The organism is Brevundimonas vancanneytii (assembly GCF_901421975.1).
GTDB classification, from domain to species: domain Bacteria; phylum Pseudomonadota; class Alphaproteobacteria; order Caulobacterales; family Caulobacteraceae; genus Brevundimonas; species Brevundimonas diminuta.
In genome coordinates this window covers 1,880,752-1,904,504 of sequence record NZ_LR588407.1, presented here as the reverse complement: position 1 = coordinate 1,904,504, position 23,753 = coordinate 1,880,752, and the positions used below count along the sequence as shown (strand labels likewise).

The 23,753-nt window shown below is 66.2% G+C and carries 20 protein-coding genes and 1 tRNA gene; 14 read left to right on the top strand and 7 right to left on the bottom strand.

The annotated features are described in order from the left end of the window. Window positions 1–3: 3 nt before the first annotated feature. A complete protein-coding gene (locus FGL25_RS09365; protein ID WP_138141543.1) occupies window positions 4–2,028 on the bottom strand; it encodes a flagellar biosynthesis protein FlhA in 2,025 nt (674 codons plus the stop codon). 52 nt (window positions 2,029–2,080) lie between these two features. Next, window positions 2,081–2,686 carry a lytic transglycosylase domain-containing protein gene (locus tag FGL25_RS09360; protein ID WP_138141542.1) on the bottom strand — a complete coding sequence of 202 codons (606 nt, stop codon included), beginning with the start codon at window positions 2,684–2,686 and terminating at the stop codon, window positions 2,081–2,083. A gap of 380 nt (window positions 2,687–3,066) precedes the next feature. Here FGL25_RS09360 and FGL25_RS09355 point away from each other — a divergent pair, with 380 nt between their 5' ends. The 9 genes from FGL25_RS09355 (at window position 3,067) to FGL25_RS09315 (ending at window position 11,817) form a co-directional block, all read left to right on the top strand. After that, complete coding sequence (locus FGL25_RS09355) at window positions 3,067–4,275, top strand: EscU/YscU/HrcU family type III secretion system export apparatus switch protein (protein ID WP_138141541.1); 1,209 nt, start codon at window positions 3,067–3,069, stop codon at window positions 4,273–4,275. Then, window positions 4,272–4,670 carry a flagellar biosynthetic protein FliO gene (locus FGL25_RS09350; protein ID WP_052748058.1) on the top strand — a complete coding sequence of 133 codons (399 nt, stop codon included), beginning with the start codon at window positions 4,272–4,274 and terminating at the stop codon, window positions 4,668–4,670. Before FGL25_RS09355 ends, FGL25_RS09350 begins: the two co-directional genes overlap by 4 nt. Window positions 4,671–4,758: 88 nt before the next feature. Beyond that, window positions 4,759–5,430 (top strand): hypothetical protein, encoded by a 672-nt coding sequence (locus tag FGL25_RS09345; RefSeq protein ID WP_003164562.1) that lies wholly within the window; start codon window positions 4,759–4,761, stop codon window positions 5,428–5,430. 94 nt (window positions 5,431–5,524) lie between these two features. Beyond that, window positions 5,525–6,259 (top strand): DUF6683 family protein, encoded by a 735-nt coding sequence (locus tag FGL25_RS09340; RefSeq protein ID WP_138141540.1) that lies wholly within the window; start codon window positions 5,525–5,527, stop codon window positions 6,257–6,259. 257 nt (window positions 6,260–6,516) lie between these two features. Then, a complete protein-coding gene (locus tag FGL25_RS09335; RefSeq protein WP_138141539.1) occupies window positions 6,517–7,545 on the top strand; it encodes an Ldh family oxidoreductase in 1,029 nt (342 codons plus the stop codon). 48 nt (window positions 7,546–7,593) lie between these two features. After that, window positions 7,594–9,033, top strand: a complete 1,440-nt coding sequence (locus FGL25_RS09330; RefSeq protein ID WP_138141538.1) for an aldehyde dehydrogenase family protein — start codon at window positions 7,594–7,596, stop codon at window positions 9,031–9,033. Between the two features lie 73 nt (window positions 9,034–9,106). Beyond that, the gene (locus FGL25_RS09325; RefSeq protein WP_138141537.1) at window positions 9,107–10,036 is read left to right on the top strand and encodes a dihydrodipicolinate synthase family protein; all 930 of its coding nucleotides are present in this window, start codon (window positions 9,107–9,109) and stop codon (window positions 10,034–10,036) included. 12 nt (window positions 10,037–10,048) lie between these two features. Beyond that, window positions 10,049–11,047 (top strand): 4-hydroxyproline epimerase, encoded by a 999-nt coding sequence (locus tag FGL25_RS09320; protein ID WP_088411509.1) that lies wholly within the window; start codon window positions 10,049–10,051, stop codon window positions 11,045–11,047. An 83-nt stretch (window positions 11,048–11,130) separates the two neighbouring features. Then, window positions 11,131–11,817, top strand: a complete 687-nt coding sequence (locus FGL25_RS09315; RefSeq protein ID WP_088411510.1) for a GntR family transcriptional regulator — start codon at window positions 11,131–11,133, stop codon at window positions 11,815–11,817. 10 nt (window positions 11,818–11,827) lie between these two features. Here the strand turns inward: FGL25_RS09315 and FGL25_RS09310 are convergent, their stop codons facing one another. Then, window positions 11,828–12,715: a sulfite exporter TauE/SafE family protein gene (locus FGL25_RS09310; protein WP_138141536.1), complete on the bottom strand. Its 888-nt coding sequence runs from the start codon at window positions 12,713–12,715 to the stop codon at window positions 11,828–11,830. 195 nt (window positions 12,716–12,910) lie between these two features. Continuing rightward, on the bottom strand, window positions 12,911–13,558 hold the full coding sequence (locus FGL25_RS09305; RefSeq protein WP_088411512.1) for an HAD-IB family hydrolase: 648 nt from the start codon (window positions 13,556–13,558) through the stop codon (window positions 12,911–12,913). 196 nt (window positions 13,559–13,754) lie between these two features. Here FGL25_RS09305 and clpX point away from each other — a divergent pair, with 196 nt between their 5' ends. From clpX to FGL25_RS09285, 4 genes are all read left to right on the top strand, one after another. Then, window positions 13,755–15,023, top strand: coding sequence for an ATP-dependent Clp protease ATP-binding subunit ClpX (gene clpX / locus FGL25_RS09300; RefSeq protein ID WP_003164573.1), 1,269 nt, complete (start codon window positions 13,755–13,757; stop codon window positions 15,021–15,023). A gap of 274 nt (window positions 15,024–15,297) precedes the next feature. Further along, the gene (lon, locus tag FGL25_RS09295; RefSeq protein WP_138141535.1) at window positions 15,298–17,697 is read left to right on the top strand and encodes an endopeptidase La; all 2,400 of its coding nucleotides are present in this window, start codon (window positions 15,298–15,300) and stop codon (window positions 17,695–17,697) included. A gap of 120 nt (window positions 17,698–17,817) precedes the next feature. Continuing rightward, window positions 17,818–18,093 carry an HU family DNA-binding protein gene (locus FGL25_RS09290; protein ID WP_003164575.1) on the top strand — a complete coding sequence of 92 codons (276 nt, stop codon included), beginning with the start codon at window positions 17,818–17,820 and terminating at the stop codon, window positions 18,091–18,093. A gap of 46 nt (window positions 18,094–18,139) precedes the next feature. After that, window positions 18,140–18,216: transfer RNA gene (locus FGL25_RS09285), tRNA-Val, on the top strand. A gap of 19 nt (window positions 18,217–18,235) precedes the next feature. Here FGL25_RS09285 and FGL25_RS09280 read toward each other — a convergent pair. From FGL25_RS09280 to gltX, 3 genes are all read right to left on the bottom strand, one after another. Then, window positions 18,236–18,625 (bottom strand): cupin domain-containing protein, encoded by a 390-nt coding sequence (locus tag FGL25_RS09280; protein WP_003164576.1) that lies wholly within the window; start codon window positions 18,623–18,625, stop codon window positions 18,236–18,238. 138 nt (window positions 18,626–18,763) lie between these two features. Then, entirely contained in the window at window positions 18,764–20,065 is a 1,302-nt protein-coding gene (gene gltA / locus FGL25_RS09275) for a citrate synthase (protein WP_003164577.1), read from the bottom strand. A gap of 67 nt (window positions 20,066–20,132) precedes the next feature. Further along, on the bottom strand, window positions 20,133–21,548 hold the full coding sequence (gene gltX, locus FGL25_RS09270) for a glutamate--tRNA ligase (RefSeq protein WP_138141534.1): 1,416 nt from the start codon (window positions 21,546–21,548) through the stop codon (window positions 20,133–20,135). A 118-nt stretch (window positions 21,549–21,666) separates the two neighbouring features. Between gltX and FGL25_RS09265 the strand changes: the two genes are divergently transcribed. After that, window positions 21,667–23,697: a ComEC/Rec2 family competence protein gene (locus FGL25_RS09265; RefSeq protein WP_252970106.1), complete on the top strand. Its 2,031-nt coding sequence runs from the start codon at window positions 21,667–21,669 to the stop codon at window positions 23,695–23,697. Window positions 23,698–23,753 lie beyond the last annotated feature (56 nt).

Genomic DNA, 23,753 nt, shown 5'->3' with positions numbered 1-23,753 from the left:
GTTTCAGGCCGCAGCGGCCGTGGAGGCGGGAGGATTGGAGGGGGCGGGAACAGCCGCCGGCGTCGCCGCGTCGAGGTCGGGCAGGGCGACCCGGCCGACGATCTCGAGCTTCAGGCTGGGCAGCAGCTCGTGGAACGACAGGGCGGGCGTGTCGAACAGCTCGGGCTCGACCAGCTTGCGGATGTGACGGCGCAGGTCGATGGCGGCCAGCACGGCGTCGGCCTCCGTGTCGCGCACCGTCTTCTGAACGGCCTCGATGATCTGGCGGGCCATGTCCGGTTCCAGCGCCAACTGCTGACCGGCGCCGCCGACGCGGATGGATTCGCGCAGGTGCTTCTCCAGCGCGGGCTCCAGCACGGCGGCCTTCAGTACGCCGTCGGGGGCGTAGCGGTGGCTGATCTGACGACGCAGGGCCACGCGGGCGAACTCGGTCAGGGCCAGCGGATCCTTCTCGCGCTGACCGGCGTCGGCCAGGGATTCCAGGATGTCGCGCAGGTTGCGCAGCGGCACCTCTTCCTCGGCCAGGCGACGCATGATCTCGGCGATACGGGCCAGGGGCAGGGCGCGCGCGACCTCCTTGACCACCTCGGGATAGCTCTCGCCGGCGCGGTTCAGCAGGGTCGAGGCCTCCTGGATGCCGATGAACATTCCCGCATTGCGCCGCAGCAGGCCGCGCACGCCGGCCAGGGTCGCATCCAGCGCGTCCTCGGCCGGGCCAGGATCGCCCGCGCCCAGGGGCGCCTCGAACGCCATCAGCCGCCAACGGTCCGCCGCCTCGGCCGGGCCGTAGCGCACCGTCACGCGCGGCAGGGCCACGCCCAGCGAGGCCTCGAACTCGTCCAGCAGGGTCTCCAGGGCGGCGGTCAGACGCTCGGGATCGGTCGCGCGCAAGGCGCGGCCGTCGATCTCGAGCAACAGGGGCGTCATGGCGGCGCCTTCGGTCGGGCGCGTCTGGGTCGAGGCGATGGGGCCGTCGGCTTCGGCGGCGGCGCGGCCGGTCAGGGCCTTGACCTTGCGCCCGGCGGATTTGCGCCAGCGCGGCTCGATCATGATGGAGGCGGTCATGGCCGCCGCGCCCAGCAGCAAGAAGACCACGGTCGGAAAGCCTGGCACCAGGGCCAGAAGCCAGCACATCCCGCCCGCGACCAGGAAGACCTTGGGCTGGGCCGACAACTGGCGGTGCATCGAGGCGCCCAGGTGGGCGTCGGTCTCGGAATCGCCGCCGCGCGTCACCAGCAGGCCCGCCGACATAGCCGCCAGCAGGGCCGGGATCTGCATCACCATGCCGTCGCCGATGGTCAGGATGGAGTATTTCTGGACCGCCGCGCCGAAATCCATGCCGTTCTGCAACATGCCCACGGCCAGGCCGCCCAGCAGGTTAATCACGACGATGATGATCCCGGCGATGGCGTCGCCCTTCACGAACTTCATCGCGCCGTCGAGATTGCCGTTCAGCTTGCTCTCCATCTCGAGCAGGCGGCGGCGGCGCTTGGCCTCGTCCTTGTCGATCAGGCCCGAGCGCAGGTCGGAATCGATCGACAGCTGCTTGCCCGGCATGGCGTCCAGGCTGAAGCGGGCGGCGACCTCGGCCACCCGTTCGGCGCCCTTGGCGATGACGATGAACTGCACGACGGTGATGATCAGGAAGACCACCAGGCCGACGACCAGATTGCCGCCCGCCACCATGTTGCCGAAGGTGTTGATGATCGCCCCGGCATGGCCTTCCAGCAGGATCATCCGCGTCGTCGCGATCGACAGCGCTAGCCGGAACAGGGTCGTGATCAGCAGCAGGCTGGGGAAGACCGAGATGTCGACGATCGAGGCGATGTAGATCGACACCAGCAGCATCACCACGCCCGCGCTGATGTTGATGGCCACCAGGGCGTCGATCGCCAGCGACGGCAGGGGCATGATCATCATGGCGATGATGGCCGCCACACCCGCCACCAGGAACAGGTCCGAATAGCGGCCTACGCCTCCGCCGTTGTGGCGCAGGCCCAGCAGTTTCAGCGGGCTGGCGAAGGACATGGACGCGCCTTGTGGCTGCCGGCGGATCAGGCCGAACGGAGATCGTTGAGAGCTATCGGAAGGAGGAACGGCGGGCGGTGAGGAGCTGGTCGTAGCGAGCCATGACCTTGCGGACGTAGTCCTGGGTCTCGCGGTAGGGCGGGATGTTGCGGCCGTAACGCTGCACGGCGCCTTCGCCCGCGTTGTAGGCGGCCAGCACCAGGCGCAGGTCATTGCCGAACAGGCCCTGAAGCGTCTTCAGGTAGCGCGACGCGGCGCGGATATTGGTTTCGGGTTCGTGCAGCCGCATCTCGTCGGCGACGCCGAAGCGGCGGCCGGTGGCGGGCATCACCTGCATCAGACCGCGCGCGCCTACGGGTGAGCGGGCGTTGGGATTGTCGGCGGATTCGACGCTGATGATCGCCTGCAGCAGGGCCGGATCGATGTCGTGCTCGCGCGCCGCCGCGACGATCAGATCGCCGTGCGGCGTCCGGCTGCGATGCGCGCCCGTGCTGATCGTCGGGGAGCGGCGCGTGTAAAAAACAACGGTTTCTGAGGAACCGATCACCTCGGTCGGCGACTGATTGTCATAGATCAGCAGTTGCTGGGCCGCCTGCGCCTCCCGCGGCGCGTGTGTCGAGCAAGGCTCTGATCTGAACGCTCCGCTTCCCAGCGCCATTGAAAACTGGCTGACGGAAGCGGCTGAAGCGACCAGCTGCGATGAGGTAGCGCTGCAGTCTTCCGCAATTGCGGAATGATTCCATACAGTAATTATAAGTATTACTGTGCCTGTTACCGAGCAAAATTGTCTCACTTCGTATTTCGCCCGAAGCTATGTGAATTTCGATCTTGTGTGACAGCGATATTATTGCTCATGAATGTTGTCAACGAAATCGGTAATGAAAATTTTTGCCAGTAGGGTTAACCCTAGCTTGCTTTTTATCTGAAGCGATCAGAGTTCGGATAAAGAATAAGCTTGACCATAAGCTGTGCTGTTTCTGTATTCAGCAAGGCTTGTTTCTCGTGTTTTTTCTAGTTGTTCGATGAGGCGGATCGCAGGTGGCGGAGAAGAACGACGGCGGCGACAAGACAGAGCGGCCGACGCCGAAACGGCTTCAGGACGCGCGCAAGAAGGGCGACGTCGCCAAGAGCAAGGACGTCGGCTCTACCGCCGTGCTGCTGGCCTGGCTGCTGGTCGGCTTGATGCTGGCGGGGGCGGTGTTCGAGAATTTCGCCGCCCTGTTCGACGACGTGTTCCGCGTGATGGATCAGCCGTTCGGCGACGCTTTCGAGCAGGTCGCCTGGTCGGCGGCGCGACGGTTCGTCTATCTGACGGCTCTGTTGCTGCTTCCGGTGGCCCTGTTCGCGTCGCTGATGGAGTTCCTGCAGACCGGGCCGGTCTTCACGCTCGAAAAGATGACGCCCAAGCTGGATCACCTGAACCCCGGCGAGGGGTTGAAGCGGATGTTCAACACCGACAACCTGTTCGAGGTGGCGAAATCGCTGGTGAAGACGGCTCTGCTGCTGGGGCTGGCGGGGCTGATCCTGTTCGGCCAGTTCGATCGCATCCTGCGCCTGTCGGCGGCCCAGCCGGGCGAGGTGCTGGGCGCGTTCGGCGCGGCGGGGTTTCACCTGCTGGGCTGGACCCTGGTGGTCTTCGTCTTCGTCGCCATCCTGGATTCGGCCTATCAGCGCTTCAGCTTCATGAAGCGGCTGCGGATGAGCCGCCGCGACATCCGTCAGGAAGCCAAGGACATGGAGGGCGATCCCACGGTCAAGGCGCGGCGCCGCGAACTGGCCCAGGAATGGGCCCAGTCCAGCGCCGTCGGGTCCGTGCGCGGGGCCGCTGCACTGGTGGTCAATCCGACCCACATCGCCGTGTCCCTGGCCTATGATCCCGGCGAGCACGTGGTGCCGGTGGTGGCGGGCAAGGGCGACGGCCTGATCGCGCGCGCCATGCGCGGCATGGCCGAGCGCGAAGGGGTGCCGATCATCCGCAACGTCCCCCTGGCCCGCGCCCTGCACGAACAGGTGCCGGTCGAGGCCGTGGTGCCCGAGGACATGTTCGCCGCCGTCGCCGAAGTGATCCTGACCGCGCGCCGCCTGCGCGATGAAGCGGCGCGCGGCGAGACGCTCGACCCGGTCGACCTGTCGGACGAAGGCGAAGGACTGGGCGACGCCGCCGGGTCCGAGGACGCTTTCCGCCGCGCGCCCCTCTTTCCCGCCATGCCGGACGACGGCGTGGCTTCCGCCTCGGAGACCCGATGACGCCGCTCGCCTTGCTGATGGACTTCCTGACCGTTCTGGTCGCCCTGGCCCTGGTGCTGGGGCTGGCCTTCTTCTCGATCCGCATGTTGAAGAAGGTTCAGAGCGGCGCTCCCAGCGGCGATGAGATCCGCTTCATTCGCTCGCTGCCGCTGGGAACGCGCGAGCGGGCGACGGTGGTGGTCTGGCGCGACGAGGTGCTGCTGCTGGGCGTCACGGCGGGCGGGATCACCGTTCTGGACCGCCGCGCCCGCACGCCCGAAGAAATCGCTGAGGACGCCGCTCGCGCTGAGGCTGCGCGGGCCCAGACGGCGGCCGTCGCCGCCCGCGTTCCGCCGCGCCTGCGCCGCTGGCTAGGGAAGTCCCTAGCTGGGGAACGGCCTGACTACCGAGGATAGGGGACGGGTGGTTTCGTGAGGTCGTCGGGTTTCCGGGCGAGGCGCCTGGCCGGCGAACCGGAAACGCACACTTATTCGGAGAAAGATCATGTTCGGCATCGGCGGCGGCGGTTTTAACATCGGCAGCCTGGTCAGCACGGCGGCCCTGGCGGTCGCCACGGGCGGCACTTCTGTCGCGCTTCAGGCGGCTCTTTCGACTGTTATGCAAACGGTGGGCAGCCAGATCCTGCAGCAGGTCGGCCAGCAACTGGGGTTGCCGCAGTCGGTTATTGATCTTGCTCAGGCTGCTTTCGCGGGCGCTACGGGTAATCCAGCTGGCGTTGCTTCAAATCTTCAGGAAGCGACTCAGGGCGTATCTGATCTGTTTGGCGCCACACCGTATCAGGCTGGCGAATTCCATCGTGCGAGCGAAGACTTCGTCCAGAAGATGTCGAACATGATCATCGACGGCATGAAGAATGAGAATGAAAAGGCGGCTTCGGCAGGCGGTGTAGGCAACGCCAACGGCCAGTCATTCCTGGTCCGCCTCGGCATCGCTCTAGGTTCGGTGCTTGATCAGAAGATGGATCGAATGATGGCGATCTCGCGCGAAATCGCCGGTCTCGGTAAGATTGATCAGAACAATCAATCCAAGCTGGCTGGGTTGACGGGTGAAATGCAAGGTATTGGTCAAGAGTATGGCTTGGTTTCCAACGCCCTGAACAATACGCAGAAGGCGATTGGTGAAGGAAATAAAACCCTGGCTAGCAAGAACGGTTAAGACCGATCGCGCTGATTGGGACAGATTGTCGGCTAAATTCGCAGCCACTCTCAGGAGTGGCTGCGTTGGCGATTTAGAGCAGAGGCTGTGTAGGATGAAGTTTGAACGTTTCTGTAAGTCATTGATTCCGATGATCGGTGTCATGAGTTTGGGGCTGACTTATCCTGTGATCGCTCAATCCTATATGCCGATGGGCAGCTTTGAAGCGGTCGCCTATCCGGTCGCTATAACGCCTCTTCCGCTGAACACCTCCGGGGCTCGTTCGGGCGCAACTGGCGCTGCTGCCGCGCCGCGCCGCGCTGAGCCTGTCGTGCAGACGACGTATCGTGCTCAGTCCGCAGTTACTCAGCGAGTGAAACGCCAATTTACTGAATTCGTTGGACGCAATGGCGGGGACGCGGCCGGACTGGCGGTGGCCATGGAGCGTGAGGACTTTTTTGCACGTTGGGGGCGTCACGTATCGTCATATGGCTTACGTCGCGGGGATGCCGCCGACGCCATGACCGCTTACTGGATGATCAACTGGCAGATAGCCAATGATGTGACCGATGTGAGCCGCAGTCAGGTGCTGGCGGTCAAGCGTCAGGTTCTTGCAGGCATGGAGGCGGACGCTGGATTCAGCCGTTTGAACGATGCTGAAAAGCAGGAAATGGCAGAGGCTCTGATCCTCAATTTCATCATTCAGAGCGTTGCCTATGAAGACGCTATGAAGGCGAATGACGCGGCGATGAAGGGTCGACTTCAAAGCGCTGCCGTCGCGCGATTCAGAAATGAGACGGGGGTCGATTTGCGACGTATCCGACTGACGGAGACGGGCTTTTCCTCTTGAAAGGGGCAGGGCGACAGCCCGAAGGCCAATCCTTCAACTGAACCGCCAGCGACGTCTATGGGCGCGCGAGTTTTCGGCGTCGCAGGTTTGGCGGGCGCCGGTCTGATCGCTTTGGCGCTGTGGGCCATGGGACGGCGGCGAGGCCGGCAATAACATGAGCGAACTCTCCTAGGCGTCGGTCGACGTGAACTGATCGGCCTTGATGTTTTCCGCGTATCCCGGCAACTTCGTATACGATTTTGCGTCGGGAGAGTGATGTGAGCGTGTTTGAGGCTCAGGAGACGGTGGCCCTGTCGATTGACGAGGTGTTCGCCCTGTCGCGGCGGGTGCTGACGGGGGCGGGGCTGTCGGTTCCGCACGCCGAGGCGGTGGCCCGCGCCATCACGGCGGGCGAGCGGGACGAGTGCGCCTCGCACGGGCTTTATCGGCTGCCGGGATGCGTCATGACGATCCGCTCGGGCAAGCTGTCGCTGGATGCGGAGCCTGTGGTCGAGGATGCGTCGCCGGCTCTGGTGCGGGCCGATGCGCGTCATGGCTATTCCCTGTTGGCGTTCGAGCGGGCGGCGCCGTTGTTGGCGCAGAAGGCCAAGGCCGTCGGGGTGGCGGCGCTGGTCATCAACAACTGCTTCCATTTTTCCGCCCTGTGGCCCGAGATCGAGCAACTGACGGAAATGGGCGTGGCGGCGCTGGCCATGACGCCCAGCCATTCATGGGTGGCGCCGGCGGGCGGCAGGAAAGGGCTGCTGGGCACCAATCCGATCGCCTTCGGCTGGCCGCGTCCGGGGCCGTATCCTTACGTCTTCGACTTCGCCACCAGCGCCATCGCGCGCGGGGATATGGCGCTGCACGATATCGCCGGAAAGCCGATCCCCGAGGGCTGGGGCGTGGACGCCGAAGGGCGGCCGACGACGAATGCGCGTGCGGCGCTGGACGGGGCCATGCTGACCTTCGGCGGGCACAAGGGCTCGGCTCTATCGACCATGATCGAGCTGATGGCGGGGCCGCTGATCGGCGATCTGACCAGCCGCGAGTCGATGGCCTTTGACGACGGCGCCAAGGCGGCGCCCATGCATGGCGAGCTGATCCTGGCCTTTGATCCTGCCATCATGGGGGGCGGCGACGCCGAGGCGAACGCTGCGCGGGCCGAGGCCCTGTTCGCCGCCTTCGCCGATCAGGGCGCGCGGTTGCCGTCGCAGCGTCGCTATGAAGCGCGGGCGCGCAGCCTCAAGCATGGGGTGCGCACGCCCAAGGTGCTCTATGATCAGATTCAGGCCTTGGGCTTCTGAACTCTTCCTTCCTTCTGACGACACCGACGCACGGACGAAAGACACGCCATGACTGCGACCATCGAACTGAGCCACTGGATCAACGGCGAGCGCCGGGGGGCGGGAACGGTCGAGAGCCTGAACCCGTCCGACACGCGTGAGGTCGTGGCCCTGGCGCCCGAAGGCAGGGCGGCCGAGGTCGATGAGGCGGTGGCGGCGGCCTCGGCCGCGTTTGACGGCTGGGCGGGCGCCTCGCCCGAGGCGCGGTCGGACGTGCTGGACCGGGCCGGGACGCTGCTGATGGAGCGGCGCGAGGCGGTCGGCCGTCTGCTGTCTCGCGAAGAGGGCAAGACCCTGGCCGAGGGCATCGGCGAGGCGGCGCGCGCCGCCCGTATCCTGAAATACTTCGCCGGCGAGGCCCTGCGCCTGCACGGCCAGAACCTGGCCTCGACCCGGCCGGGGGTGGAGGTGCAGACCTATCGCCAGCCGGTCGGGGTGTTCGGCCTGATCACGCCGTGGAACTTCCCCATCGCCATTCCGGCGTGGAAGGCGGCGCCGGCGCTGGCCTTCGGCAATACGGTGGTGATCAAGCCCGCCAGCCATACGCCTGCGACGGCTGAAGCCCTGGTCGCCATCCTGCATGAGGCGGGTCTGCCCAAGGGCGTGCTGAATCTGGTCATCGGCGGCGGCCCGGTGGGGCAGGCCATCGTCGACCACAAGGATGTGGCGGGCGTCAGCTTCACCGGCTCGCAAGGGGTCGGGGCGGGCGTCGCCGCCGGGGCGGCAGCGCGTCAGGCGCGGGTGCAGTTGGAGATGGGCGGCAAGAACCCGCTGATCGTGCTGGACGACGCCGACCTGGACCGGGCGGTGAACATCGCGCTGGACGGCAGCTTCTTCGCGACGGGGCAGCGCTGCACGGCCTCCAGCCGTCTGATCGTACAGGACGGAATCCACGACCGCTTCGTGTCGGCGCTGGCCGAGAAGGTCGCCGCATTGCGCGTCGGCAACGCCCTTGATCCCGACACCCAGGTCGGTCCGGCGGTCAGCGAGGCCCAGCGCGAGACCTCCTATCGCTATATCGACATCGCCGCGTCGGAGGGCGGGCGCGTCGTCGCGGGCGGCGGCCGCCTGAACCGCCAGGCGCCCGGCTGGTACGTCGAACCGACCCTGATCGCCGACACCGACCCTGCCATGCGCATCAACAATGAAGAGGTGTTCGGCCCGGTCGCCTCGACCATCCGCGTCAAGGATTACGAAGAGGCGCTGGCCGTCGCCAACGGCGTCGAATTCGGCCTGTCGGCGGGCATCGTCACCCAGTCGCTGAAGCACGCGCGCGATTTCCAGCGCCGCGCCAAGGCCGGCATGACCATGGTCAATCTGGCCACGGCGGGCGTCGACTATCACGTGCCGTTCGGCGGCACGAAGGCCTCGTCCTACGGCCCGCGCGAGCAGGGCTTTGCGGCGGCCGATTTCTTCACCCTGACCAAGACCAGTTACAGCGCCGGATAGGCGAACTTCGCTTGACTTCGTTCCAGATCAGATATCGTATACGAAACTAAATCTGTTTGAGGAGGCGTATCTTATGGCTGGGGCGAAGTTGGACTGGACCGGGGTGATCCCGGCGGCGACCACGCAATTCGATGAGGGGCTGGCGGTCGATCTGGACGCCACCCAGACGGTGCTGGACGGCCTGATCAAGGACGGCGTCGACGCCATCATCGTCATGGGCACGGTCGGCGAGAACAACTCGCTTGAGCCCGAGGAAAAGCGCGCCGTGCTGAAGGCGGCGGTCGAGGTCGCCGACGGCCGCGTGCCGATCATCACCGGGGTCAGCGAACTGACCACGGCGCGGGCCGAACGCTACGCCAGGGACGCCGAGGGTATCGGCGTGGACGCCCTGATGGTGCTGCCCGCCATGGTCTATGTGCCGACGCAGGCGGAGCTTGAGGCCCACTTCCGCGCCGTGGCGGCGGCCAGCGGCCTGCCCAACATGCTCTACAACAACCCGCTGATGTATCGTCAGACGCTGAACAACGACGACCTGCGTCGTCTGTCGGACGTGCCGAACATCGTGGCCCTGAAGGAAAGCGCCCCGGACTCGCGGCGCATCACCGACATCTTCAACGAACTGGGCGACCGTTACGCGGTCATGGTCGGTCTGGACGATGTGGCGCTGGAGGGCATGATCCTGGGCGCCAAGGGCTGGGTCTCGGGCCTGACCAACGCCTTCCCTGAAGAGTCGGTAGCCCTGGTCCGGGCGGTCAAGGACGGCGACATCGCCCGCGCTCTGGAGATCTATCGCTGGTTCATGCCGTTGCTACATCTGGATTCGGTTTCGGATCTGGTGCAGTCGATCAAGCTGTCCGAAATGATCATGGGCCGGGGCAGCGAGCGGGTCCGCATGCCGCGCATGCCGCTGGCGGGCGCGCGCCGGGCCGAGGTCATCGCCATGGTCGAGAAGGCGGCGGAAACGCGCCCGATCGGCTCGGGCAAGGCCGTGAAGATCGTCTGATCGGGATACTGAATGCGCGACGTCTTCTTCTGCATTGACGGTCATACCGCCGGCAACCCGGTTCGCCTGGTCGCTGGCGGCGCGCCCCTGTTGTCAGGGGGCAGCATGGCCGAGCGGCGGCTCGACTTCCTGAGTCGCTACGACTGGATCCGCACCTCCCTGTGTTTCGAGCCTCGCGGGCACGACATGATGAGCGGCGGCTTCCTGTATCCGCCCACCCTGCCGGACGCGGACGCGGGCATACTGTTCATCGAGACCAGCGGCTGCCTGCCCATGTGCGGCCACGGGACGATCGGCATGATCACCTTCGGCATCGAGCACGGCCTGATCCGGCCGCGCACGCCGGGGCGGCTGAAGGTCGAGGTTCCGGCGGGCGTTCTGGACATCGCCTATGAGACCGAGGGCGACCGCGTGACCTCGGTGCGCATCCGCAATGTCCCGGCCTATCTGGCGGCGGAAGGGATCGAGATCGAGGTTCCGGGCCTTGGTCCGCTGAGCGTCGATGTCTCCTACGGCGGCAACTATTACGCCATCGTCGAGCCGCAGGGCGCTTACGCCGGGCTGGATGATCTGGGCGCCAGCCGCATCATCGAACTGAGCGGCCTGGTGCGCGAACGGGTGCGGGCGGCCTTCCATCCGGTCCACCCGGACGAGCCGTCGATCAACGGCGTCAGCCACGTCCTGTGGGCCGACAGGCCGAAAGGGCAGGGCGCCGACGGCCGCAACGCCGTCTTCTATGGCGACAAGGCCATCGACCGCAGTCCGTGCGGCACCGGCACCTCGGCGCGGCTGGCCCATCTGCACGCCAAGGGGCGGCTGAAGGTCGGCGACGCCTTCGTCCACGAAAGCTATATCGGCAGCCGCTTCATCGGCCGGGTCGAGGCGGAGACGACGGTGGGCGAGCACAAGGCGATCGTGCCTTCCATCGAGGGATCGGCGATCGCCACAGGCTTCAACACCATCTGGGTGGATCGCCGCGATCCCTTCTGGGCCGGCTTCCAGGTGGTGTGACGTATTCCACATCGTAATTGCGGACTTTGCGGGTTATGGCTGGGCTGGGCGACCGGCCCAGCCTTTTCCATTTGATGAACCGCATGGCCGCAGCTCCGCTTGAAGTCCGCACCCTGTCCGACCGCCTGACGGAGGTGGTGCGCGACATGATCCTGTCCGGCGCGATCGCGCCGGAGGTGCCGATCCGACAGGATTCGCTGGCGGCTGAACTGAACGTATCCAAGATTCCCCTGCGCGAAGCCCTGGTGCGGCTGGAGCAGGACGGTCTGGTGGTGTCGCACGCCAACCGGGGCTTCTTTGTGCGCGGCATGAGCGCGGCTGAGGCCGAGGAAATCTATGAACTGCGCCTACAACTGGAGCCGGACGCGGCGGCCCAGGCCTGTCTCGTCGCCGACGACGCCCAGCGCGCGACGGCCCAGCGCGTGCTGGCCGAACTGGATGCGGCGGCGGCCGCTCATCTGCCTAGCGTCGGGCCGTTGAACCGCGCCTTCCACATGGCGCTGGTGCAGCCGGGCCAGCGAGTGTTGACGGCCGAGATCACGGCGCGCCTGCACGTCATGGCGGACCGCTACGTCCGCAAGCACCTGGAGCACAAGGGCCGCCACCTGACGGCCGAGGTCGAACACCGCGAGATTCTGCAGGCGTGGCTGGATCGGGACGCCGACGCCGTGCGTCGCCTGGCGAACGCGCACCTTGCGCACACCTTGCGTGACCTGCGCGAGGAGTTCGAGCTGGACGCGGCCGAAGCCGTCGAACGCAAGGCTTCCTGACCGAGGGGGCTCAGCTCTCCTTGATATCTGCGGGGGCGGCGACGGGTTGCGCTGATTTCAGGGCGGTCGTCAGCAGGCTGGCGGCGGCGTAGAGGACCACCACCACCACGCCCCAGCGCAGCACCGTCAGCGGCAGGGAGGTGATGACGAAGGCGGCCAGCAGCACGGCTGGTATGCCGCCGATCGCCATGCCCAGCACCAGGCGCAGGTCGATGCGCTCGCTCTTGATGAAGCGCAGGCTCGACACAGGCATCAGGAAGGCGCAGGCGCCCATCATGATCGGGAAGGCCGCCGTCGGGTTCATCCCCATCAGGCTGAGCATGATCAGGGACGGCGCATAGAGGCCGATGCCGAAGCTCATCAACGCGCCCATGACCAGGTGGGCGAGGATGGCGACGATGAACAGGTTTCCCTCCAGCGACACCGCCTCGCCGCCCGCCGGCATCAGGTTCAGATTGGTCATGGCGTAGAGGGCGGCGGCGATCAGCAGGGCCGCGCCGACCACCATCTGCACCGCGCGCGCCGGCAGACGCAGCACGATGGGCGCGCCGATCACGGCGCCCAGGATCGAGGCGCCGATACAGGCGATCAGCAGCACCGGATCGACCTGGATCAGCTTCATGAAGACCAGACCCTGCATCACCGTGGGCAGGCAGTGGCCCGCGTTCAGCACGGCGGGCAGGAAGCTGTCAGGCACCAGCTTGCGGAACCGCAGCCAGGCCGTCGTCGGCGCGAAAGAGCCGATGCCCAGGGCGTCGAAGAAGTTGGCGACGGCGCCGATGGCCACGCCTTCGGCCTTGGGCCTGAGCTCGCCGCGCGCCCTAGCCGTGCGGACTAGTTGAACGGCGTAATAGCCGGCCAGCAGCGCCAGCGCCGTCAGCAGAACGGCTACGATCATGTTTTCCCTCCCCCGAGGTTTCGCCGTCCTTGCCGGACGGTCTGAACCGAAGAAAAACACGGCTAAAAATCAGATACAATATACGTAAATATTTTTGGCGCTGCTTGGCCCGGCCCCCGGCGCGCCGAGCATTCTGACGGTCGGGCTGGGGCCGAGGTTGGGCGCTGCGCGCGCGCTAGCTTCGTTAAGCTGTGGTCAGGGGCGGGCGTTGAAGACGCGGTAGCCCTTCTCCTCGGCCGCCGCGATCATCTGGGCGTCGCCCGAGGTGTCGCCATAGGCGGCGGCCAGCTCCATGTCCGACCCGTAGACGGCGCGCAGGCGGTGCATCTTCTCTTCGCCCCGGCAATTGCCGCCGACGAAGGTTCCCAGCACGCGATTCTGCTCGTCAAAGGCCAGGCGGGTGCCGATCAGGTTCTCGGCGCCCAGCCTGCGGGCGAAGGGAGCGACGGTGGTTTCGGGCGAGGCGGTGACGATGACGCGGTGAGCGCCGCGACGGCCCCAGTCTTCCCATGTCGCCAGGGCGTCGGGGCGCATGAAGCGCGGCCAGATCTCGGCGGCGAAGCGTTCGGCCTCGGCCTCCAGGGCCTTGCGGTCTGCGTCCATCAGGAACTCGCGCACCGAGGCTACCTTGATCCGGCCCCGGTCGCGGTCGCCCAGATAGGCGAAGACGGCGGGGATCAGGCGCGTCAGGCCCTGGACCCAGCGCAGGGGCCCGGCGCGCCATTTCAGGAAGCTGGTGAAACTGTCGCGAATCGTCAGGGTGCCGTCGAAGTCGAAGGCGACGATGGCCTGGCCGGGGGCGGGGGACTGGTGAAAGGCTTTTTCGCTTCCCATGTCAGACATTAGCCGTGATCCCCATATTATCTGTCCTGTCCGTTCCCCGAAGCGCGCTGCGGCGCCGCAACGGGGTTGTGGCGGAACGTGTGATGGGTGATTGTCATTTTTTGAAGACCTTCGATGATAGATTCCCTGGATCGATCGTGAAGGAAGCGCTTTTCGTCCCAATGTCGGGGCGGATTGCGGATAGTGAGAAGGGTCTATGACCAAAGCCGCCGGCACAGACGCCAAAAGCACGCTCTACTGCTCGTTCTGCGGCAAGAGCCAGCACGAAGTCCGCAAACTGATCGCCGGACCGACCGTCTTCATCTGCGATGAATGCGTCGAACTGTGCATGGACATCATCCGCGAAGAGCACAAGATCGCCTTCAAGACCTCCAAGGACGGCGTGCCCACGCCCAAGGAGATCCGTGACGTCCTCGACGATTATGTGATCGGCCAGAGCCACGCCAAGAAGGTGCTGAGCGTCGCCGTCCACAACCACTACAAGCGCCTGAACCACGCGACGAAGAACAACGACGTCGAGCTGGCCAAGTCGAACATCATGCTGATCGGGCCGACCGGCTCGGGCAAGACGCTGCTGGCCCAGACGCTGGCGCGCATCATCGACGTGCCGTTCACCATGGCTGACGCCACGACCCTGACCGAGGCCGGTTATGTGGGCGAGGACGTCGAGAACATCATCCTGAAGCTGCTTCAGGCCTCGGACTACAACGTCGAGCGGGCCCAGCGCGGCATCGTCTACATCGACGAAATCGACAAGATCTCGCGCAAGTCGGACAACCCGTCGATCACCCGCGACGTGTCGGGCGAGGGCGTGCAGCAGGCCCTGCTGAAGATCATGGAAGGCACCGTCGCCTCCGTGCCTCCGCAAGGCGGCCGCAAGCATCCGCAGCAGGAGTTCCTGCAGGTCGACACCGCCAACATCCTGTTCATCGTCGGCGGCGCCTTCGCCGGCCTGGAGAAGGTGATCTCGGCGCGCGGCGAGGGGGCCTCGATCGGCTTCGGCGCCAAGGTCAAGGAGATCGACGAGCGTCGCACCGGCGAAATCCTCAAGCAGGTCGAACCTGACGACCTGATGCGCTTCGGCCTGATCCCTGAGTTTATCGGTCGTCTGCCTGTCCTGGCGACGCTGGAGGATCTGGACGAGGTCGCTCTGATCAAGATCCTGACCGAGCCGAAGAACGCCCTGGTCAAGCAGTACAAGCGCCTGTTCGAGATGGAGAACGTGACGCTGACCTTCACTGACGACGCCCTGTCGGCGGTGGCCAAGAAGGCGATCACCCGCAAGACCGGCGCCCGCGGCCTGCGCTCCATTCTGGAAGGCGTGCTGCTGGAGACCATGTTCGAACTGCCCACCTATGAGGGCGTCGAGGAAGTCGTGGTCAACGCCGAGGTGATCGATGGCAAGGCCCAGCCGCTGCTGATCTATTCGGAAACCAAGAAGAAGACGGCCGACGGCGCCGCCTGACGCTGAGGTCCGATCCAAACGAAAAGGGGCGGCTCGCCACGGGCCGCCCCTTCATCGTTTCAGAGACGCCCTAGGCGTCGGCTGAAATCACACGCTTTTTCACGCTTCTGTGGGCCGCCGCCCCGTTACGCTTGAACCGCGTCCAGACAGAACCACATACTCACACGAAAGCCGCTCAAAAATAGCGGGTCGAGTCGAGACGAGGCGGCAGTCACGCCAAGTCGGATCGGTTCGGCGGGTCTGAGATTCACGAAGGCCCCGGAAAGTACGCATCATGACCGAGAGCAAAATCCTCCCTGTCCTGCCGCTGAGAGACATCGTCGTCTTTCCGCACATGGTCGTGCCCCTGTTCGTCGGGCGCGAGAAGTCCGTGCGCGCCCTCGACGAGATCATGAAGGGCGAGAAGCAGATCCTGCTCGCCACCCAGAAGAACTCTGTCGACGACGACCCGGCGACGGACGCCATCTATTCGACGGGCGTGCTGGCGACGGTGCTGCAACTGCTGAAGCTGCCGGACGGCACCGTGAAGGTGCTGGTCGAAGGCAAGTCGCGCGCGCGCCTGACCCGCTTCACCGACCGTGAGGACTATTACGAAGCCGAAGCCGTCGAGATCGACGACGAGGCTGGCGATCCGTCGCAGAGCGAAGCCCTGCTGCGCGCTGTGATCGAGCAATTCGAAAACTATGTGAAGCTGAACAAGAAGGTTCCGCCCGAAGCCCTCAGCGCCATCCCCCAGATCACCGATCCGTCCAAGCTGGCGGACTCCGTCGCCGCCCATCTGTCGGTCAAGATCGCCGACAAGCAGGCCCTGCTCGAAACCGTGGTCATCCCGACTCGGCTGGAGAAGGTCTATGGCCTGATGGAAGGCGAGATCAGCGTCCTGCAGGTCGAGAAGAAGATCCGCAGCCGCGTGAAGCGGCAGATGGAGAAGACCCAGCGCGAATATTATCTGAACGAGCAGATGAAGGCGATCCAGCGCGAGCTGGGCGAGACCGACGACGCGCGCGACGAACTGCTGGAGCTGGAAAAGCGCATCAAGAAGACGCGCCTGTCCAAGGAGGCCCGCATCAAGGCCGAGGCGGAGCTGAAGAAGCTGCGCAACATGTCGCCGATGTCGGCGGAATCGACCGTGGTGCGCAACTATCTCGACTGGCTGCTGTCGATCCCGTGGTCCAAGACCAAGCCCAAGCCCATCGACCTGCAGAAGGCCGAGGACATCCTCGAAGAGGATCACTACGGCCTGGAGAAGGTCAAGGAACGGATCATCGAGTATCTGGCCGTGCAGGCGCGCACCGGCAGCCTGAAGGGGCCGATCCTGTGCCTGGTCGGCCCTCCGGGCGTCGGCAAGACCTCGCTGGCTCAGTCCATCGCCAAGGCGACGGGGCGTGAATACGTCCGCATGTCGCTGGGCGGCGTGCGCGATGAGGCTGAGATCCGCGGCCACCGCCGGACCTATATCGGCTCCATGCCCGGCAAGATCATCCAGTCGATGAAGAAGGCGAAGACGACCAACGCCTTCGTCCTGCTGGACGAGATCGACAAGTTGGGCGCCGACTGGCGCGGCGACCCGTCTTCGGCCCTGCTGGAGGTGCTGGACCCGGCCCAGAACTCGACCTTCGGCGACCACTATCTGGAGGTCGACTACGACCTGTCGCCGGTGATGTTCGTCACCACGGCCAACAGCCTGAACATGCCCCAGCCCCTGCTGGACCGCATGGAGATCATCCGCGTCTCTGGCTACACCGAGGACGAGAAGGTCGAGATCGCCAAGCGCCACGTCCTGCCCAAGCAGCTCAAGGACCACGGCCTGAAGGAAGATGAGCTGATCGTCCCCGATGAGACGATCCGCGACCTGATCCGCTACTACACGCGTGAAGCGGGCGTGCGTTCGCTGGAGCGCGCCCTGGGCGGTCTGGCACGTAAGGCGGTGCGCGAGATGGCCAAGACCAAGGCGGCCTCGATCACCGTGGATGCGGCCAAGCTGGCCGAATACGCGGGCGTGAAGAAGTTCCGCTATGGCGAAACGGACGCGGAAGATCAGGTCGGCATCGTCACCGGCCTGGCCTGGACCGAGTTCGGCGGCGACATCCTGACCATCGAGGCCCTGAAGATGCCGGGCCGCGGCCGCATGACCGTGACCGGCAACCTGAAGGAGGTCATGAAGGAGTCGATCTCGGCGGCGGCGTCCTACGTCCGCAGCCGCGCGCTCAGCATCGGCGTCAAGCCGCCGGTGTTCGAGAAGACCGACATCCACGTCCACGTTCCCGACGGCGCCACGCCCAAGGACGGCCCCTCGGCCGGCGTGGCCATGACGGTGGCCATGGTGTCGGTCCTGACCGGCATCCCGATCCGCAAGGACATCGCCATGACCGGCGAGATCACCCTGCGCGGCCGGGTGACGGCTATCGGCGGCCTGAAGGAGAAGCTGCTGGCGGCCCTGCGCGCGGGCGTGAAGACCGTGCTGATCCCGCAGGAGAACGAGAAGGATCTGGAGGACGTGCCCGAAAACGTGAAGGCCGCCCTTGAGATCGTGCCGATCTCCACCGCCGACGAGGCGCTGAAGTGGGCCCTGACGGGCACGCCGACCCCTGTCGAGTGGGACGAGGCGGCCGAGCCGATGACGCCGACTCCGCCCGCCCCGACGGCGGGCGAGGGGGCCAGCGTCAGCCACTGACGCCGGGTCTCTGATCTCATGAAGGAAGGCGGTTCGGGGCGACCCGGACCGCCTTCTTTTTGACCCGCCCGCCGACAGAGGCTTAAGTGCGCGCTTCGTTTCGCGAGGGGAGCCGCAGACATGACCAAGACGGAACTGATCGGCCGCATGGCCGAGGCGGCGGGCATCAGCCGCGACCAGGCCAAGCTGGCGCTGGAAGCCTTCACCGACCAGGTGACAGGCTCGCTGGTTCAGGGGCGCGACGTGCGCCTGGTCGGCTTCGGCAGCTTCGTCGCCGTGGACCGCAAGGCGGGGGTGGCCCGCAATCCTCAGACCGGCGAAGAGATCGCTCGTCCGGCCTCGCGCACCGCGCGCTTTCGCCCCGGCGAAGGCTTGAAAAGCGCCTTGAACGGCTGACCGTCACAGGGCATGAAGCCTGTCCCGATGATGAGTCGGATGATGTGGGCGGCTAGCTCAGCTGGTCAGAGCATCTCGTTTACACCGAGAGGGTCGGCGGTTCGAACCCGTCGCCGCCTACCACTCCCTTTATCTTGAAATCCTATTCCGACGTCGTGCCGTCGAAATGCTCTTCGGCTTCGTCGGCCTTGGTCGGGTGGATCACGTCGTGGCGGTGCTCGGGCGGGCCGTACAGGGTGTAGAGCTTCAGCGGCTCGGTCCCGGTGTTGATCAGGTTGTGACGGGCGCCGGCGGGCACGATGATGCCGGACTCGGCTTCTGCCGGGCGTGACAGGCCGTCGATCACGATCTGGCCCTGGCCCTGTTCGATGCGGAAGAACTGGTCGTGGCCCTCATGGACCTCTTCGCCGATCTCCTCGCCGGGCTGGAGCGTCATCAACACCAGCTGCAGGTGACGGCCGGTGTAGAGCACCCGGCGATAGTCCTCATTGTCGAGCGTCGCGCGTTCGATGTCGTCCAGATAGCCTTGCATGTCGCCTTCCTTGTCTATGGGGCAGGGGGATACCTTAGCCAGGGTTCATGGCTGCCGCGCGTTGATCTTGCGCAAGAGCCAAGAAAAAACGCCGGAGCTTTCGCCCCGGCGTTTCTGCATTCTGCGCTGGGCGACGTCTTAGCCGCGCTGGGCCAGCGGCACGTAATCGCGCTCGGTCGGGCCGGTGTACAGCTGACGCGGGCGACCGATCTTCTGCGACGGATCGGCCATCATTTCCTGCCACTGGGCGATCCAGCCCACGGTGCGCGCTAGGGCGAACAGCACGGTGAACATGGTGGTCGGGAAGCCCATGGCCGACAGGGTGATGCCCGAATAGAAGTCGACGTTCGGGAACAGCTTGCGCGAGGTGAAGTACTCGTCCTGCAGGGCGACGCGTTCCAGTTCCTTGGCGACCTGGAACAGCGGGTCGTTTTCACGGCCCGTGGCGGCCAGCACTTCATAGGCCGACTGCTGCATGACCTTCGCGCGCGGATCGTAGTTCTTGTACACGCGGTGGCCGAAGCCCATCAGCTTGTACTTACGGTCCTTCACGCCCTGAATGAATTCGGGGATGCGGTCCGGGGTGCCGATTTCCTTCAGCATGTTCAGCGCCTCTTCGTTGGCGCCGCCGTGCGACGGGCCCCACAGGCAGGCGATGCCCGCGGCGATACAGGCGAAGGGGTTGGCGCCCGACGAACCGGCCAGGCGGACGGTCGAGGTCGAGGCGTTCTGCTCGTGGTCGGCGTGCAGGATGAAGATGCGGTCCATGGCGCGCACCAGGGCCGGGTCGACGTGATAGTCCTCGGCCGGCACGGCGAAGCACATGCGCAGGAAGTTCTCGGCGTACGACAGGTCGTTGCGCGGCGAGATGAAGGGCTGGCCGATGTGGTACTTGTACGCACGGGCCGCGATCGTCGGCATCTTGGCGATCAGGCGGATGGCCGAGATGTTGCGCTGGACCGGATCATGGATGTCCAGGCTGTCGTGATAGAAGGCCGACAGGGCGCCGACCGTGCCGACCATGATCGCCATAGGGTGGGCGTCGCGGCGGAAGCCTTCGAAGAAGCGGTCGAACTGGGCGTGCAGCATGGTGTGGCGCGTGACGCTCTGCTCGAACTCTTCGAACTCGGCGGCGTTCGGCAGTTCGCCGTGCAGCAGCAGGTGGCAGACTTCCAGGAAGTTGGACTTGGAGGCCAGCTGGTCGATGGGATAGCCGCGGTGCAGCAGGACGCCTTCATCGCCGTCGATATAGGTCAGGCCCGATTCGCAGGCCGCCGTGGAGGTGAAGCCGGGATCGAAGGTGAAGGCGCCGGTGCCGCCGTACAGCTTGCGGATGTCGATGACGTCCGGGCCGGTCGAGCCGGAGAGGACGGGAAGCTCAATGGACTTGTCCTGGTAGGACAGGGTCGCCGAGCCGGCGGGTTTCGCTTGTTCAGTCATCTAGGCCCCTTGTTCTTCTTTCGACCGGCGCGCGGGGAGGCGGACGGCCTGAGTTGGTTATGGGTGATCACTTAGTCTGTTGCAGCGCATCATCCAAGCGTCCGAGACTTTCGTCGCGCCCGAGCGCGCAAAGAGTGCGTGCGATATCTGGCGACGCGGAGCCGCCCGTCAAGGCGGCGCGCATGGAAGGCCCGATTTTTCCGAAGCCTACGCCCTCTTCTTCGGCAAAAACCTTAAGTTCGGCTTCCAGGGCGAAGACGTCCCAGCTCTGGAAAAGACCTAGCCGTTCACGCAGTCGTGAAATTCGCTGACCGCTTTCGCCCTGCAGCAAACCGGCTGATTTCTCGTTCAACGCGAGCGGACGCGCCTGCAACACGAATGCCGTTTGATCGGCCAGTTCGGGGATGGTCTTGGCGCGATCCTTGACGAAAGGCATGGCCCGCAGAAGCCGTTCCTCGTCGTCCGGCTGCAACGCGCGGCCGCGCCCCAGATGGGCGTCCAGGGTCAGTTTGGCCAGGCGATCGTCGTCGGCCAGGCGCAGCCAGTGGGCGTTGACGTGGGCCAGCTTGTCGAAGTCCAGGCGGGCAGGGGCCTTGTTGACGCCGGTCAGGTCGAACCAGGCCAGCGCCTGCTCGTCGCTGAACAGTTCGTCATCGCCGTGCGCCCAACCCAGGCGGGCCAGATAGTTGCGCATGGCCTCGGGCAGATAGCCCATGTCTGCGTATTCGTGCACCGCCTGGGCGCCGTGGCGCTTGGACAGCTTGGCGCCGTCCGGGCCGTGGATCAGCGGGATGTGGGCGAAGGTCGGTCGCGTCCAGCCAAGCGCGTCGTAGATCAGGCTCTGGCGGGCGGCGTTGTTCAGGTGATCGTCGCCGCGGATGACGTGGGTCACGCCCATGTCGTGGTCGTCCACCACCACGGCCAGATTGTAGGTCGGCGCCCCGTCCGAGCGCAGGATGACCAGGTCGTCCAGCGACGCCGATTCCCAGCGCACGGTTCCCTGCACGGCGTCATCGACCGCGACGGCCTGATCCAGCGGACGGCGGAAGCGCACCGTGTGCGGCTTGGTCAGATCGTCGACGCTCGGCTCCCGGTCGCGCCAGGGCGAGACGAAGTCGCGGCCTTCAGCCTTGGCCTGGTCGCGCAGGGCCGTGGTCTCGTCGGCAGTCAGGAAGTCGCGATAGGCGTGGCCGGTCGCCAGCAGTTCATTGACCACGTCGCGGTGGCGGTCGGCGCGGGCGAACTGGAAGACCGGCTCTTCGTCGCCGAACAGTTCGAGCCAGGACAGGCCGTCGAAGATGGCCTTCACCGCCTCGTCGGTCGAACGCTCGCGGTCGGTGTCCTCGATGCGGATCAGGAATTTGCCGCCGCGTCCCTTGGCGTACAGCCAGTTGAATAACGCGGTTCTCGCCCCGCCGATATGCAGGTAGCCTGTGGGCGAGGGGGCGAAGCGGGTGACGACGGTCGAGGAAGGGGAGGTCATAGAGGCAGGGTCCATAGGGCAGGGTCTTATACGCCCGCCCGTGGGGAAGCGAACCCTTGCGGCCCGGTTAATTGACAGTCTTTGCGATGACGTGCGGGCGCAGGCGGATCGCTGGCCCTTGTGGTCGTCCGTCTGTTTCGGCGCAGGGTGCGCCGCCTATTTCATGCTGAAGGATGAGCCGGCGACGTGGCCGCTGGCGGCGGCGGCCTTCGTGCTGCTCTGCATATGGATCGTCGGGCGGGCGCGGGGCTTGCCGCGTTGGGGGACTTTGCTTCTGTTGATGCTGGCCTGCTTCGGCGGCGGGCTGGCGGTCGCCAAGCTAAGGGCCGAGGCCGTGGCGGCGCCGATCGCGCCTGCGGACATGAAGCCTACGCAGCTTGAAGGCTGGGTCATGGATGTGGACTCGCCGGGCCAGAACGGCGCCCGCGTCGTCGTGGCGCCGGTGAAGGTGCGCGGACTGGCGCCTGAGGCGACGCCCGAGCGATTGCGGGTCACGGTGAAGGGGACGCCGCCGCCGCCCGGCGCGGCCATCCGCGTCTTCGGCATCCTGAATCCGCCGCCGCCCCCCGCTAGCCCCGGCGCCTATGACTTCGGCCGCAACGCCTATTTTCAGGGCATGGGCGGGACGCTGTTCGCCTTGGGGCCGACGCGCGCCGCCGATTTGGCGCCGCCGCCCTGGCGGGTGCGGATGGCGATGAAGATCAACGCCGTGCGCTACGCCCTGGCCGAGCGGATCGTGGCGCGGCTGGGCGAGCGGACCGGCGGGGTGGCGGCGGCCATGACCACGGGGCACGAGACCTGGATCCAGAGCCCGGACCTGGACGCCATGCGGGATTCGGGACTGGCGCATATCCTGTCGATCTCGGGCCTGCACATGGCGGTCGTGGGGGGCTTCGTCTTCTTCGCGGCGCGCCTGCTGGTCGCGGCCTGGCCGTGGCTGGCGTTGCGCGTTTCAGGCAAGAAGGTTGCGGCGATCGCGGGCCTGATCGCCGTTGGGACGTATCTGGTGATCTCAGGCGCGCCGCCCCCGGCCGAGCGGGCGGCGGTCACGGCCTCCATCGCCTTTCTGGCCGTCTTGACGGACCGGCAGGCGGTGACGATGCGGGCGCTGGCGGCGGCGGCCTTCGTCGTGCTGTTGCTGCGGCCCGAGGCCGTGGTGACGCCGGGGTTCCAGATGTCCTTCGCAGCGACGGCGGCCCTGGTGGCGCTGGTCGAGGTCTGGCCGCGCCGCATCCGAGAGTTCGCCGCGCCCTGGCCCATCGTCGCGGTGCAGCGGTTCGGCAGTTGGCTGCTGGCCGCCTGCGCCGCCAGCCTGGTGGCGGGTATGGCGACGGGGCCGTTCGCCATGCAGCATTTCAACCGCACGGCCGTCTATGGGCTGATCGCCAATCTGGCGACGGCGCCGCTGGCGGACTTCATCATGATGCCCGCGCTTGCGCTGGGCGCGGCGCTGGAGCCGTTGGGCCTGGGCGCGCCCTTCCTGTGGCTGGCGGGCAAGTCGGTGGATGTCATGCTGGCGATCGGCCATTGGGCGGCGGGGCTGCCCGGCGCGGTTCAGGCGATCCCCAGCGCCCCGGCGGCGGCCCTGCCGGTCGCCTTCCTGGGCATACTGTTCATGTGCCTGTGGCGCGGACGGTGGCGCTGGCTGGGCCTGCCGTTCGCGGCGGCGGTGCTGATCTGGCCGCGCCCGGCGCCGCCGGACGTCTGGATCGGCGACGGCGGAGCGAATGCGGCGTATCGGCAGGGGGAGCAGGCGGTCGTGATGCGGCCCGCGGTGCGCCAGTTCGCCAGCGACCTGTGGTCCCGGCGGCGGGGGCTGGAGGCGGTGGGGCGGCCGGGCGAAGGCTGGACCTGCAAACGCTCCTTCTGCGCGCCGGAGGGCGAGGAAGGCGTGCTGGCCCTGTGGTGGGGCAAGGCGTCGCCTAGCGAGGCGCAGATGGATCAGATGTGCCGCAGCGCCGGGGTGGTCAGCGTACGGGCCGTGGTCGCGGTCCTGCCGTCGTCATGCGAGGGGCGGCTGGTGCTGGACGGCGCGGATCATGCGCGCGGCGGCTCGGTGGAGTTGTGGCGCGATGAGGCCGGCGGCTGGCGCGCTCTGTGGGCGGCGGAAGTGCGGGGACGGCGGCCGTGGAGCGGGGCTCATCCCTAGCCGATCATCCCGGCGGACGCCGGGATCCAGTCAGAGCCGCACGTGCTGTCGTTGGC